The sequence below is a fragment of the Niallia sp. Man26 genome (assembly GCF_022049065.2).
In the GTDB taxonomy this organism is placed as follows: Bacteria; Bacillota; Bacilli; order Bacillales; family Cytobacillaceae; genus Niallia.
In genome coordinates this window covers 2,849,951-2,862,902 of sequence record NZ_CP095743.1, presented here as the reverse complement: position 1 = coordinate 2,862,902, position 12,952 = coordinate 2,849,951, and the positions used below count along the sequence as shown (strand labels likewise).

Genomic DNA, 12,952 nt, shown 5'->3' with positions numbered 1-12,952 from the left:
AGCACTAGATTAAGGGAGTGGAATAAAATGAGTAAAGGGAAAGTCATTATTGTAGGCGGTGGTTTAGCAGGATTAATGGCCACAATCAAAGTAGCGGAAACTGGGACACCTGTCGAATTGTTTTCCCTTGTGCCAGTCAAGCGTTCCCATTCTGTTTGTGCACAAGGCGGCATAAACGGTGCGGTAAACACGAAAGGGGAAGGGGATTCTCCTTGGGAGCATTTTGATGATACTGTATACGGCGGGGATTTCTTAGCAAACCAGCCGCCAGTTAAAGCGATGGCAGAAGCTGCACCAGGGATTATTCATTTGTTGGACCGCATGGGCGTAATGTTCAACAGGACACCAGAAGGACTTCTTGATTTCCGCCGTTTTGGAGGAACACAGTATCACCGGACAGCATTCGCTGGAGCAACGACTGGACAGCAGCTTTTGTATGCATTGGATGAGCAAGTACGCCGATACGAGGTAGATGGACTAGTTGTTAAATATGAGGGCTGGGAATTCCTTGGAGCAGTCCTTGATGACGAAGGTGTCTGCCGCGGTATAAGAGCGCAAGACTTAAAAACAATGGAGATTAAAGCTTTCCCTGGTGATGCTGTTATTATGGCAACAGGCGGACCTGGTATCATCTTTGGTAAATCGACAAACTCTGTTATCAATACAGGATCTGCCGCTGCCATCACTTATCAACAGGGCGCTTACTATGCAAACGGGGAGTTCATCCAAATTCATCCAACTGCTATTCCTGGCGATGATAAACTCCGCCTGATGAGTGAATCAGCAAGGGGTGAAGGCGGAAGGGTCTGGACCTATAAAGATGGAAAACCATGGTACTTCCTTGAAGAAAAATATCCTGCATACGGCAATCTTGTGCCAAGGGATATTGCGACAAGGGAAATCTTCCATGTTTGTGTAGACCAAAAGCTTGGCATCAACGGAGAAAATATGGTGTATTTGGACTTGTCCCACAAGAATCCGAAGGAGCTTGACATAAAACTCGGCGGTATCATTGAAATATATGAAAAATTCATGGGCGATGATCCTCGAAAAGTGCCAATGAAAATATTCCCGGCAGTTCATTATTCAATGGGCGGATTATGGGTCGATTATGATCAAATGACAAACATCCCTGGCTTATTTGCTGCAGGGGAATGCGATTATTCTCAGCATGGTGCAAACCGGTTAGGAGCGAACAGCTTGCTGTCTGCCATTTACGGCGGTATGGTTGTTGGTCCGAATGCAGTCAAATACATTAACGGTTTGAGCAAAAGTGCAGAAGACCTATCCTCTACCCTATACGATCAAGCAGTCAAAGAAGAACAAGGAAAATGGGATAGTATTATGAAGCTGGACGGAACGGAAAATGCCTATGTGCTTCATAAGGAATTAGGGGAATGGATGACAGATAACGTAACAGTAGTTCGTTATAATGACAAACTTCAAGATACAGATAACAAAATCCAGGAATTGCTGGAGCGCTATAAAAACATCAATATTAATGATACAGCGAAATGGAGCAATCAAGGAGCAGTGTTTACACGCCAGCTTCAAAATATGCTTCAGCTGGCAAGGGTAATCACAATTGGAGCATATAACCGTAATGAAAGCCGCGGCGCTCACTATAAACCTGATTATCCAGACAGAAATGATGAAGACTTCTTGAAGACAACAATGGCAAAGTTCGTATCAGAAAGTGAAGCACCTCAATTCCATTATGAGGATGTTGATACATCACTAATTACGCCTAGAAAACGGGATTATTCGAAACAAAAAGAAGGAGTGAAATAAGATGGGGGAAGCAAGTACGGTTACATTTCTGATAACAAGACAAGATGATCCTGATTCAGCACCCTATTCAGAAGAATTTAAATTGCCATACAGACCGAACATGAATGTTATCTCTGCCCTAATGGAAATACGAAGAAATCCAGTCAACAGCAAAGGGGAAAAAACAACTCCAATTTCCTGGGATATGAACTGCCTGGAGGAAGTATGCGGAGCTTGTTCGATGGTCATCAACGGAAGACCAAGACAGTCATGCACAGCATTAGTCGACCAGCTTGAACAGCCGATCCGCTTGGAACCGATGCGCACATTCCCAGTTGTCAGAGACTTGCAGGTCGACAGAACCCGCATGTTTGACAGCTTGAAAAAGGTGAAGGCATGGATTCCAATCGATGGTACTTATGATCTTGGACCAGGACCGAGAATGCCTGAAAAGAAAAGACAATGGGCATATGAACTGTCTAAATGCATGACATGCGGTGTTTGCTTAGAAGCTTGCCCGAATGTGAACAGCAAATCGGATTTTATTGGACCAGCTCCATTATCCCAAGTGCGTCTCTTTAATGCCCATCCGACAGGAGCGATGAATAAGTCAGAGCGCCTTGAACAAATTATGGGAGATGGAGGGCTTGCAAATTGCGGCAATTCCCAAAACTGTGTTCAATCTTGTCCAAAAGGAATTCCATTGACCACTTCCATTGCAGCATTGAACAGAGATACCACCTTTGAAGCATTCAAGAGCTTTTTTGGCAGTGATAGTGTTTAATAAAAAAGAGATGGCTGAGAAAAAAAGCCATCTCCTTTTTATTTTCATCAAAGACAGAAAATATAAAAGGAAAGGCAAAAGAAAAACATCTTCCCTGAGATGTTTTTTAGTTGTCTTTATTATGGTAAGTGAACCGATTTTAAATGGGCTAGCTTCCAATAAACAGGTATACCCTCGGCTGTAATTATCTCTATAATATTGTTGGAAATATTTTTTACTAAACCAATCTTGTCAGGAGCATCTCCTAAATCAAATACAAGTAATTGGTCAGCATGTTTTTTTAATTGTTCTTCAAAAGTGCGGGCTAAAGGTATAGTGGAGGGGACAATGGGGAGATCTGCGTTATTCAAAGTATAGGGTGTTAAATTAGAAGTATAGGGAATAAGCCATTTTATGTGATGCATGGAAATGAAAATAGTCTTAAAAACTGGTGAGTAAAATACAATATAATCATTCAAAATATTAGTAATATAGCCATGAATGGACTTATTTCCTGTGACAAATAATTCTATAAACTGCCCCTTCGCATTATTTAGGATTTTGCGATATGAAATGTTTTCACTAGCATCTTGAAATGGCAAATCTCCGCCAGTTGTATCAATGGTGAATTCCGATTCTCCTTTAAGCGATTTTTTTATATTATGGACATGGTTAAGCGGAATATAAAGGTACTTTTCGCCATCATTTATCACGATAATATCTAGGCCGTTGTCCAAGAGAACTCCGGAAAACACAGTTTTTCCTGATATTTCAACCTTTACATACTCATTTTGCAATTTTTTTATGCTATCCATCTATTCACTTCCTTAAAAAAAGCAAGTAATTAAAATACTCCCATCATTTCTTTGATTTTTTTAGTCGTTCTTCTCTGATTTTCTTGTACATATATTCGGCATGTTTCATTAAGGCAAAATACTGCTTCTCCAGTGCGAGTTTTTGATCTTTTGCATTGATTATCTGTGTTTTTACATCTGTTTTTGTATTATTTGTAGTATTTAAAGGAACTTCCTGAACTTCCGCTTCCTTTTTCTTTTCTTGTTCAGTGTGGCTTTTTTTGCTTCTTAAAGAAGAGCCTAAGGGATTAAGAGGATGCTTAAAGATACTATCTGCTGCTGTATTGTTCTCCGTCGGTTTCACTTCTTTCTTTGGAGAAACTTGATCACTTTCAGCTTTAGGAGATTTTTCCAAAGTGTCAGCACTTCCTTTGTATTTTTGTGATAGAACATTTGTCAAAAAGTCATGCAGTGTATTATCTTGTTTCTTGTTCTTTCTTGGTGGCAAATCAGCATAGCCGTTGTTTGTTTCACGAACACCACTTATGATAGGGTCTGATTCGACTGAGACCGCATCTGCAACTGATTCCGTGTTGAAAGCAGAGACCGCATCTGCAACTGGTTCCGTGTTGAAAGCAGAGACCGCATCTGCAACTGGTTCCGTGTTGAAAGCAGAGACCGTATCTTCAGCTGGTTCCGTGTTGAAAGCAGAGACCGCATCTTCAGCTGGTTCCGTGTTGAAAGCAGAGACCGTATCTGCAACTGGTTCCGTGTTGAAAGCAGAGACCGCATCTTCAGCTGGATCTGTGTTGAAATCAGAAACTGTATCTTCAACTGAGTTTGTGCTGAAATCGTAGACCTCACTTTTAACTGGTTCTGTGCTGTGTTCGGAGTCAGCATCATTTCTTGTTCCTGTATCATAATCAGCAGCAGTTTCCTTAGATGATTCGCTGTTTTCTGCTACTTCTTCCATACGGATTTGTGAAGAATCATCTTCTTTATTAGACGACTGCTCCTGATTAGAAGAAGGACTATTATCCTCTTGCAGGCCATTAAAGATATTAATGATAGAGGTTTTAAGAATATACATTTGTTCTTCCTTATTAATTAAAATTAAGAAGTCGTCGGTCACTTTACTAAGCATCCCTTTAAAAACCTGATTGGAGTTGCAAGTAATGGTCACCCAACTGTAACGTAATTCCTCTAATAATTCATTTAAGTCTTTTTTAGTCTCAAGTGGAAATTCTAAAGGTAATGGATTATTGTCTTTTGCATTTTTTGTAATAGCATGAATCTGGTCTAATGCGAAATAGTAGATGTTTCCATTCGTTTCTAGAATTAAATGATCCTCTTTTACATCGAGTAATGTGCCTTCCACATATTGATCTTTATTTAGGAAAAGTCGTATCTTGAATCTTTTCAGTCTATCAAGTGCATTGGAAAAAGTGAATTCTCCCATAAGAACCACCTCCTAAATGAGAGTCGCTTCTATAAAAGAAGCGACTAATCATAATGATTATTTTTCACTGCCCTTTTCTTCTGTTTTTTCTTCCTTCTTATCATTCTTATTTTCTTCTTGTTTCTCAGACTCATCTTTCTTTGGTTTTTCAATTTTGAGTCCATAGCTGATATTGTGGATGTGGAATGTAGCAATTCTGATAATCTCTTCATTATGAACGATTGTGATATACTCTAGGTTAATGTCATCCAATACGCCTTCAACTGACTCTTTGCCACCGCGATTGATTTTTACCCAATTGTATTTTAAGCTTTCCATTACTTCAAAAAGAGTTGGAGCAGTTACAAATGTGAATAATTCTGGTATTTCAAGTTCAAATGGAAGACCCTTTTTTGTGTTCTCTGTCAGGCTTTTGATGTGATGTGTTAAATAATAAACGACACCATCTGCTTCAGTAAGAAGAGTGAAATGGTCTTCGCTAACTCCTAATAATTTCCCGATACGAGACTCAGGGCCTCCCCTATCCACTTTAATTGTTTTACCTACTAATGTCTGTAATACTTCTTTATTCATCTCCAAATAACCTCCTAGTTATGTTTTCCATGTATGATATGTGTCAGGGCAAGACAATGTACTATGTTACCTGCCTATTTATGTAAATGACTCTTTTTTGTGCATGTATTAATTAGGCATTATATTTATAATTGCAATGCCGAGATATAGGGCAAACGTATATTTTTATAGATATCAGTAAAATTCCGAACAAAAATTATAATAAATCATACAATTAACCAAAAAAGAAAATGATTAATTTGTGGGGTATATTTGAAATAAAGAAAATGGAAGGTTGGGAGATAGAATTGTTGGATTCTGTAATGAAAAGAAAGGATCTCATAAAAAATAGACCTTACTTTGTACGTATTGGTAGTAGGCAATCAAGTATACATATTAAAATCTGGGATATAGTCTAATTGTATTCCAAGTTTTTTTTTAGGTGAAAGGATTTTTGTTGCTCATTTAACAAGCTGTTTATGTTCTTTCATTTCCTTATAAAAACAACTATATAGTTGAAAAATACTGTGCTATGATAAAATCATTGGCAAATTTTACGAAAGTAAAAGACGCAAAGCCACGGGCCTAAAGCAACAGCAATGGCAGCCGGGCTGCCAGGAATCTTAAGTCCTGCATACATACAAATTACTCCTTTCTTAAGTTTGCCAAAGTTAGAATTAGGAGTGGTAACATTGGAAGTCAGGGTTGTTATTGCAGACGACTCTTTATTTATGAGAACTTACATAAAAAATCTATTAAATAACAGCAAATACAAAGTCATCGGGGAAGCATCTGACGGCTGTGAGGCTGTATCGGTATACAAAGAGCTGAAGCCGGACATCCTTATCCTCGATTTAACGATGGATTGTATGGATGGGATGACAGCATTGCAAAGGATTATGGAATTTGATTGTGATGCAAGAATCATTATTTGTTCCGCGATGGGACAAAGCAGGAATGTTACAGCTGCTTTAAAGCATGGTGCGAAGGATTTCATCGTAAAGCCATATTTTGAACGATTCCTGCTGACGTTAGATAACATATCATAGAGAAGGAGGGTGCCTTTTACGGTATCCTTCTTTTTTTATAAATTAGGGTGAGTGTCACGCTTTTTGCCATTTTTCATACAATACGTTGTAGCACTTTAACAAGAAATGGGGACTGTATGCGATGCCAACCTCCTATATGGACTATACAAAGCCTAATATCAGCTATTTTTCTGACGTTAATAGGAATCGTCTAAACACTCGAAATGCTGATAATTATATTAACCGACTAGGCAGGGATGTGTTAAACACTCTCGGTGAGGTTTCTTTATTAGATATTTACTTGAGCAGCAAAAAAGTTGTCGAACCTCATTACCATCAGAACGCTGCAGAACTTGTCTACTGTATATCTGGATCTGCAGTTGTCTCACTTATCAATCCATTTACCAATAAAGTATCCAATATTCCCATTAAACCAGGTCAAGTAGCCAACATACCCCAAGGCTGGTGGCATTGGGAAATAGCCTCTGAAGATAGAACTCATCTGCTTGCCATCTTTGACGCTCCGTACCCTGAATATATATTTGGTTCTGATATCCTTACAAAAACACCAGTCGAAGTGCTCGCTCACACGTATTGTCTCGACCCAGTCCAATTAAAAAAGATACTTGCACCATTAAAGAATGAAACGATAGTAATTGGACCAACAGACGAATGTGTCCAAACACAGCACAGTCGAAATAATGAAACTTCTTATTATAATCACGGATATTATCCCTACAGCACGCAGCAGCCATATTATTCTAATGGCCGTTATTAAAGGACACGATAGATTGGAAAAGTAATGCCTTGTCCTGCGAATTGTAGGGAAAATCAGAACTAAAGGGAAAGCGTATATCAAGCGTATAAACGATAAAAAATGCCGTCCATTTTAAGGATATACAGTCACTCCAATGCTTTTCCCCACATAATATATTCAGACTATAAAATATACCCATCCCATAGTTCATAGCTGGCAAAGGCAAGGAGGGTTACACTACTTGAAGGAGAATGAATTTACTCACAAGCCATTATTAACAAAAAGGGAAAGAGAAGTATTTGAACTGTTGGTCCAAGACAAAACGACCAAGGAAATCGCGAGTGATTTGTTCATCAGCGAAAAAACAGTTCGCAACCATATTTCTAATGCGATGCAGAAGCTGGGCGTTAAGGGGCGTTCACAGGCTGTTGTAGAACTCCTAAGAATGGGAGAACTAGAGCTATAAGCTAACGAAAGGTGACTTTATAAAAAGCTGACTAAAAGAATCCTACCAATGGGAAGGATTACTTACGGCTTTTTATGTCACCTTTCAAAGTTTTACCTGAAAGAATACATAATGAGTTGCAAAAAGAAGCTGTGTCAAAAGTACTTAAAATAACAAATCCGGAATTATTATGCGATATTCTAATGAAACTTGCTCATAATAGTTTGGTTTTTTTCTGTTGGATAAAATGATTGAAGGCCTTAACGGAGTGGAGCGGAGGGTACTCGATATCTCGGCTATAAGAGAAAATTATTTATTATTCATTTTTAAAGATATATTTTGTATTGTTCAATCCTCTTTTTAGTTGTCACAGCAATATAAAGGCATTTTAGTCTATACGTTTACGATTTGCCCAATCTAGACTATAATTATTATTAAGTAATGAGGATGATAGATAAATTGGACAGATAATAGGAGATGTAGCAATGAATGTAGAAGAAAAAAACTCAAAAGAGTATTTAGATATGATAGCAATCATTGAAAAAGATATGAGATACATTTCTGGAATCATTAAGCAGAAGGGTCGGGAAATCCTAAGTAATTATACGATTACTCCGCCTCAATTTGTTGCATTGCAATGGCTTTTTGAAGATGGGGACATGACAATCGGCGAATTATCTAATAAAATGTATCTTGCCTTCAGCACAACGACTGATTTAGTAGATCGGATGGAAAAGAACGAATTGGTGCAGCGTGTCAAAGACCCGAATGACCGCCGTGTCGTGCGCATCCATTTATTAGATGAAGGAAAAAGGCTGATTGACGAAGTAATCAAAAAAAGACAAATGTATTTACAAGAAGTGTTGGGTAATTACTCATTAGAAGAAGTTGGACATTTGAAAGACAACTTTATTAGACTACATCAAGAAATGCGGGAAAAATGAGGCGGTAAGTTTGGATAGACCAATAGGTGTTATAGATTCTGGAGTTGGCGGTTTGACTGTTGCAAAAGAAATCATGCGGCAGCTGCCAAATGAAAAGATTATTTATTTAGGTGATACAGCAAGATGTCCATATGGACCAAGATCTGGAGAAGAAGTAAAAGCATTCACATGGGAATTGACAAGATTTCTGTTGCAAAAAAACATAAAGATGCTTGTCATTGCCTGTAATACAGCAACAGCTGTTGCCCTTGACGAAATAAAGGAGCAGCTGTCCATTCCTGTCATCGGTGTGATTGTTCCCGGAGCTAGAACTGCGATTAAAGTGACGAGGAACAATTATATAGGCATGATTGGAACTATCGGTACGGTGAAAAGTAAAGCATATGAAAAGGCTCTTAAGCAAATAAACAAAAAAGTCCGCACGGAAAGTCTTGCATGCCCTAAATTCGTTCCCCTTGTGGAAAGCGGAGAGTACGATGGACCGGTAGCGAAACGCATCGTCAGACAAACGCTTGCTCCTTTTAAAGGCAGTGACATTGACACACTGATTCTTGGTTGTACACACTATCCTCTTTTAGAAAAAGTGATAAGAGAGGAAATGGGGGACAAGGTTAAGGTGATCAGCTCCGGTGCTGAGACAGCGCGGGAAGTAAGTACAATTCTTGCTCACAGTGAACAGCTGGCATCACCCCAGGAAAAGAACGAGCATGAGTTTTATACAACAGGTTCCAGCGATATCTTTGCAAGAATTGCATCAGATTGGCTCGACCAGAAAATTGAAGCAGTAGAGACGATTAAACTCTCCTAAAGACTAGGCAGCTTATGCTTAGTCTTTTTTATATGGATTAAAAAAAATTTGGAGAGCTCGGTCTAAATTTAGAAATAGCTCGTATACATATTAGTACAAACTGTCTTAGGAGTGATTAATGATGTCTAAGAATAAAAAGCTAACGATTTTGTCTGCTGCATTCGTATCAACAGTTATGCTATCTGGCTGTGGCCTTTTTGGTGGAGATAGTGGAAAAGAGAGTGTCGATCCGCCGCAAGAAACTACATATACGGATAATGCGGCAGAGGAAACGGCAGCCAAGGCTGGAGAAGAAGCAACTGCAGCTGATTCCATGCCAATCGAGCTTTATTTAGTCGATAAAGATGGATTTGTTGTTCCGCAAACCTTAAATATCCCTAAAACTAACAGTGTTGCGAAGGAAAGCCTTGAGTATTTAGTGAAGGATGGTCCTGTCACAGAAATGCTGCCAAACGGCTTCCAAGGCGTGCTTCCTGCTGGCACAAGTGTTAGTGTTAATATTAAGGATAAAGTTGCTACAGTTGATTTCTCAAAAGAGTTTAATGACTACGAAGCAAGTGATGAGTCAAAAATTATGCAGTCCGTTACATGGACATTAACTCAGTTTGATACAATTGATTCCGTTAAACTGCAAGTTAATGGCAAAGAATTGAAAGAAATGCCTGTAGCTAAAACCCCGCTTCAAAGTACCTTGACAAGAGCAGACGGAATCAATATTGATACGAAAGATGTTGCCGACATCACAAACACAAAACCGCTTACGGTTTACTATGTTGGCGGAGAGACTGGCGAATACTACTATGTTCCAGTAACAAAGCGTGTTAGCAATTCAGAAGAAAATAATATTGCTGCTGCAGTAGGGGAGCTTGCGGAAGGCCCTGGAACAGGATCTGCTTTGGCAACATTTATGGAGCAAGATGTAGCGCTGTTGGATGACCCTGTTGTCACAGATGGAAAAGTTACATTAAACTTCAATGAGTCTATTTATAACAGCGCAGATGGAGAAGAAAAAACTGTTTCTGATGATCTGTTAAATTCCTTAGTGCTGTCACTGACAGAACAGGAAGGAATTGAAAGTGTCGCTATTACGGTGAACGGTGAACAAGACCTTGTTAATGAGGAAGGAAAAAGCCTCACAGAACCAGTGTCTCGTCCTGAAAAAGTTAATACTGGAAGTTTCTAATAAGAAGGCTGCGCTTATGCAGCCTTTTTTAGTTTGTAGGAACTTTTCATATATGATTGGACTGTCCTATTTTTTGATAGTAAAATGTAAGAAGAAAAATCAAGAGTTACATAATTAAAAAACGCAGCAGGAAGTGGGAGCAAAATGAAAGAAGTTATTATCGCAACAAAAAACCGAGGCAAAGCGAAAGAATTTGTGGAAATGTTTGAACCACTAGGCTACTCTGTCAAAACATTGCTTGATTACCCAGAAATAGACGATGTAGAAGAAACAGGCACTACATTCGAGGAAAATGCGGTATTAAAGGCAGAGACAGTGTCTAAGCTGTTAGGAAAGGTCGTTATTTCCGATGATTCCGGATTGATGGTTGATGCATTAGAAGGCAGACCAGGTGTCTATTCTGCTCGCTATGCAGGGGAGCAGAAAAATGACCAGGCAAATATGGATAAAGTTCTAAGAGAATTAGAAGGAGTTCCGCATGAAAAGCGAACAGCACGCTTTTGCTGTACCTTAGCTATTGCTAATCCGGAAAACAGAACACAAACCTTCACAGGAACTTGCGAAGGCGTTATTTTAGAGGAAAAAAGAGGAGAATACGGCTTTGGCTATGATCCAATTTTCTTTGTAAAAGAAGAAGGGAAAGCAATGGCTGAATTGCCGCCAGAAAAGAAAAACAGCATCAGCCACAGAGCGAATGCACTGAAAAAACTAAAAGAACAGCTGTCAGATGTTCTTTAAGGAGAGGAATGGACAATGAAGGTTCTAATCGTCAGTGACAGCCATGGACTTGTGGACGAGCTTCAGCAATTAAAGGAAAGGCATAAGGATGAAGCAGATCTGTTTCTCCATTGCGGAGACTCAGAGCTCCCAGCTGATGACCAAGCCATCGCTGGCTATGTCGTAGTTCAAGGAAACTGCGATTATTACGCAAAATATCCAGAAGAAACAATACAAGAAGTGAACGGAAAAAAACTTTTAATGGTTCACGGCCACCTCTATGGCGTGAAATCATCTGTCAGCAGATTGCTGTACAGAGCAAAAGAGGTTGGCGCGCAAATTGCCTGCTTCGGCCACAGCCACTACCTTGGCATGGAAATGATTGAAGATGTCCTCTTCATCAATCCAGGCAGTCTTCGTCTTCCAAGAGGAAGAATGGAAAAGACATATGTCATTCTCACAGTCGAAGATAAATCATTAAAAACAGAAGTATACGATTTTAATTCAGGGCTGCTCTCTGAATTAACAGCAGAGTTCCCACTGTAAAAACTTCCTGAAGAGGAAAAAAGATAATTTTCCTCTTCAGGAAAAAAACTTTCAAAAACATGTTGACTTTATTTCGCCTAGAACATATAATAAATATTGTCCTGATGAGGACGTTAAATAAATATTCAAAGCCATGTCCCAGTAGCTCAGCCGGATAGAGCATACGCCTTCTAAGCGTACGGTCGGGAGTTCGAATCTCTCCTGGGACGTCCTAACAAAAACCACTTATGAATTCTTTCGTAAGTGGTTTTTTGTTATAAACTCTAATTTCTTTTTTATGGTGATTTTAGTTTTAAAAAAAGATAAAGTTTCTTATGAAGCATCTATGCAATTTTAATGATTTATATCCTAAAGTAGGCTATAAAATCTTTCTATAATAACTATGCTTTAGGATTTTGTTATCTCTTTTCTCCTTTCTGTGATTAACGACTATCTAAAGAGGTAGTAAAGTATAGATTAAAAGCCCCTCTCGTTTGAGAGGGGCTGCTTGGTTATTTATTGTAAATTGAAGAATACAGAACTGCTTACCATTGGGTCGTATTGGAGAGTTGCTTTTTCTCCAGTTTTAACAAGACCAGCGATGTAACCTTGTTTTTCATTTCCTTTATACATTTCAAAAGAAAAATCAGGTTCTGTAGTACCTACTATATCACCGCTATAAATATCTCCGCTTTCACTTACAAAATCAAAGTACATTATGCCGTCAATTGAAAAAGGATAGTCCTCTGTCTCAGAATCAGCTACTTTCACTTTAGCATCAACAAGCACCCATTCATAACCTTCTGGAGCATCTTCGTTAAACTCATTCATTTTCTTTAGTTGACTCTGTGCTTCTTCACCACGAATAACCTTTTCGACAGATAAATCAATTGTAGTATTATAGCTATTTGATTCATCATCATATGTTGAAGTTTCAATAGTAGCAACTTCGTTTAGTTTTACTGGATTGGAGCGTGTTCCTACTTTAGACTCCTTAGTATTTTCTTCGCTAGATGCCTGTTCTGAACTACCAGACTTTGATTTAGTAGATACATTATCGTCATTACCACTAAATGCAACTACCAAGATAATAATTAGGACAATAAGTGCAATAATTCCTAAACAACCAAATTTAAAAAACTTTTTCAAAACTTTTTCCCCCTCATATCTCTAATACAAAAACCATTTTATTAAAATAGATTCTATT

14 protein-coding genes, 1 tRNA gene and 1 riboswitch are annotated in these 12,952 nt (G+C 38.6%); of the genes, 11 read left to right on the top strand and 4 right to left on the bottom strand.

From position 1 onward, the window contains the following. The first annotated feature begins 27 nt into the window (after positions 1-27). Both sdhA and sdhB read left to right on the top strand, forming a co-directional pair. On the top strand, positions 28-1,791 hold the full coding sequence (gene sdhA / locus L8T27_RS14510) for a succinate dehydrogenase flavoprotein subunit (RefSeq protein WP_233317549.1): 1,764 nt from the start codon (positions 28-30) through the stop codon (positions 1,789-1,791). Between the two features lies 1 nt (position 1,792). Then, positions 1,793-2,554, top strand: a complete 762-nt coding sequence (sdhB, locus tag L8T27_RS14505) for a succinate dehydrogenase iron-sulfur subunit (protein ID WP_233317551.1) — start codon at positions 1,793-1,795, stop codon at positions 2,552-2,554. A gap of 119 nt (positions 2,555-2,673) precedes the next feature. Here sdhB and L8T27_RS14500 read toward each other — a convergent pair whose 3' ends face one another. The 3 genes from L8T27_RS14500 to L8T27_RS14490 are packed head-to-tail and all read right to left on the bottom strand — an operon-like array spanning position 2,674 to position 5,359. After that, complete coding sequence (locus L8T27_RS14500; RefSeq protein ID WP_233317553.1) at positions 2,674-3,348, bottom strand: DUF2642 domain-containing protein; 675 nt, start codon at positions 3,346-3,348, stop codon at positions 2,674-2,676. 43 nt (positions 3,349-3,391) lie between these two features. Beyond that, the gene (locus L8T27_RS14495) at positions 3,392-4,786 is read right to left on the bottom strand and encodes a hypothetical protein (RefSeq protein ID WP_237941781.1); all 1,395 of its coding nucleotides are present in this window, start codon (positions 4,784-4,786) and stop codon (positions 3,392-3,394) included. Positions 4,787-4,843: 57 nt separating this feature from the next. Next, positions 4,844-5,359, bottom strand: coding sequence for a hypothetical protein (locus L8T27_RS14490; protein ID WP_233318271.1), 516 nt, complete (start codon positions 5,357-5,359; stop codon positions 4,844-4,846). Between the two features lie 515 nt (positions 5,360-5,874). Next, positions 5,875-5,957, top strand: a riboswitch (cyclic di-GMP riboswitch). Between the two features lie 73 nt (positions 5,958-6,030). Here L8T27_RS14490 and L8T27_RS14485 point away from each other — a divergent pair. From L8T27_RS14485 to L8T27_RS14445, 9 genes are all read left to right on the top strand, one after another. Beyond that, entirely contained in the window at positions 6,031-6,387 is a 357-nt protein-coding gene (locus L8T27_RS14485) for a response regulator (RefSeq protein ID WP_233318273.1), read from the top strand. A 121-nt stretch (positions 6,388-6,508) separates the two neighbouring features. Continuing rightward, positions 6,509-7,144: a cupin domain-containing protein gene (locus L8T27_RS14480; protein WP_233318275.1), complete on the top strand. Its 636-nt coding sequence runs from the start codon at positions 6,509-6,511 to the stop codon at positions 7,142-7,144. A 220-nt stretch (positions 7,145-7,364) separates the two neighbouring features. Next, positions 7,365-7,589 (top strand): spore germination transcription factor GerE, encoded by a 225-nt coding sequence (gene gerE, locus L8T27_RS14475; RefSeq protein ID WP_016201768.1) that lies wholly within the window; start codon positions 7,365-7,367, stop codon positions 7,587-7,589. A 464-nt stretch (positions 7,590-8,053) separates the two neighbouring features. Further along, the gene (locus L8T27_RS14470; protein ID WP_233318277.1) at positions 8,054-8,512 is read left to right on the top strand and encodes a MarR family winged helix-turn-helix transcriptional regulator; all 459 of its coding nucleotides are present in this window, start codon (positions 8,054-8,056) and stop codon (positions 8,510-8,512) included. 10 nt (positions 8,513-8,522) lie between these two features. Continuing rightward, positions 8,523-9,320: a glutamate racemase gene (gene racE, locus L8T27_RS14465; RefSeq protein ID WP_233318279.1), complete on the top strand. Its 798-nt coding sequence runs from the start codon at positions 8,523-8,525 to the stop codon at positions 9,318-9,320. 121 nt (positions 9,321-9,441) lie between these two features. Further along, positions 9,442-10,503 carry a GerMN domain-containing protein gene (locus L8T27_RS14460; RefSeq protein ID WP_237942331.1) on the top strand — a complete coding sequence of 354 codons (1,062 nt, stop codon included), beginning with the start codon at positions 9,442-9,444 and terminating at the stop codon, positions 10,501-10,503. A 144-nt stretch (positions 10,504-10,647) separates the two neighbouring features. After that, positions 10,648-11,241, top strand: coding sequence for an XTP/dITP diphosphatase (locus tag L8T27_RS14455; RefSeq protein WP_233318281.1), 594 nt, complete (start codon positions 10,648-10,650; stop codon positions 11,239-11,241). A gap of 15 nt (positions 11,242-11,256) precedes the next feature. Continuing rightward, entirely contained in the window at positions 11,257-11,766 is a 510-nt protein-coding gene (locus L8T27_RS14450; RefSeq protein ID WP_237941780.1) for a metallophosphoesterase family protein, read from the top strand. A gap of 135 nt (positions 11,767-11,901) precedes the next feature. After that, a tRNA-Arg gene (locus L8T27_RS14445) sits at positions 11,902-11,975 on the top strand. Between the two features lie 286 nt (positions 11,976-12,261). On the opposite strand, the gene L8T27_RS14440 is transcribed toward L8T27_RS14445, so the two are convergent. Further along, positions 12,262-12,894, bottom strand: a complete 633-nt coding sequence (locus L8T27_RS14440) for a hypothetical protein (RefSeq protein WP_237941779.1) — start codon at positions 12,892-12,894, stop codon at positions 12,262-12,264. Between the last annotated feature and the right edge of the window lie 58 nt (positions 12,895-12,952).

Excerpts from the sequence above, each read along its gene's own strand:
- L8T27_RS14455 (WP_233318281.1), top strand. The coding sequence starts at position 10,648 with ATGAAAGAAGTTATTATCGCAACAAAAAACCGAGGCAAAGCGAAAGAA.
- sdhA (WP_233317549.1), top strand. The coding sequence starts at position 28 with ATGAGTAAAGGGAAAGTCATTATTGTAGGCGGTGGTTTAGCAGGATTA.
- L8T27_RS14480 (WP_233318275.1), top strand. The coding sequence starts at position 6,509 with ATGCCAACCTCCTATATGGACTATACAAAGCCTAATATCAGCTATTTT.
- L8T27_RS14460 (WP_237942331.1), top strand. The coding sequence starts at position 9,442 with ATGTCTAAGAATAAAAAGCTAACGATTTTGTCTGCTGCATTCGTATCA.
- L8T27_RS14500 (WP_233317553.1), bottom strand. The coding sequence starts at position 3,348 with ATGGATAGCATAAAAAAATTGCAAAATGAGTATGTAAAGGTTGAAATA.
- L8T27_RS14470 (WP_233318277.1), top strand. The coding sequence starts at position 8,054 with ATGAATGTAGAAGAAAAAAACTCAAAAGAGTATTTAGATATGATAGCA.
- sdhB (WP_233317551.1), top strand. The coding sequence starts at position 1,793 with ATGGGGGAAGCAAGTACGGTTACATTTCTGATAACAAGACAAGATGAT.
- L8T27_RS14495 (WP_237941781.1), bottom strand. The coding sequence starts at position 4,786 with ATGGGAGAATTCACTTTTTCCAATGCACTTGATAGACTGAAAAGATTC.
- L8T27_RS14490 (WP_233318271.1), bottom strand. The coding sequence starts at position 5,359 with ATGAATAAAGAAGTATTACAGACATTAGTAGGTAAAACAATTAAAGTG.
- L8T27_RS14450 (WP_237941780.1), top strand. The coding sequence starts at position 11,257 with ATGAAGGTTCTAATCGTCAGTGACAGCCATGGACTTGTGGACGAGCTT.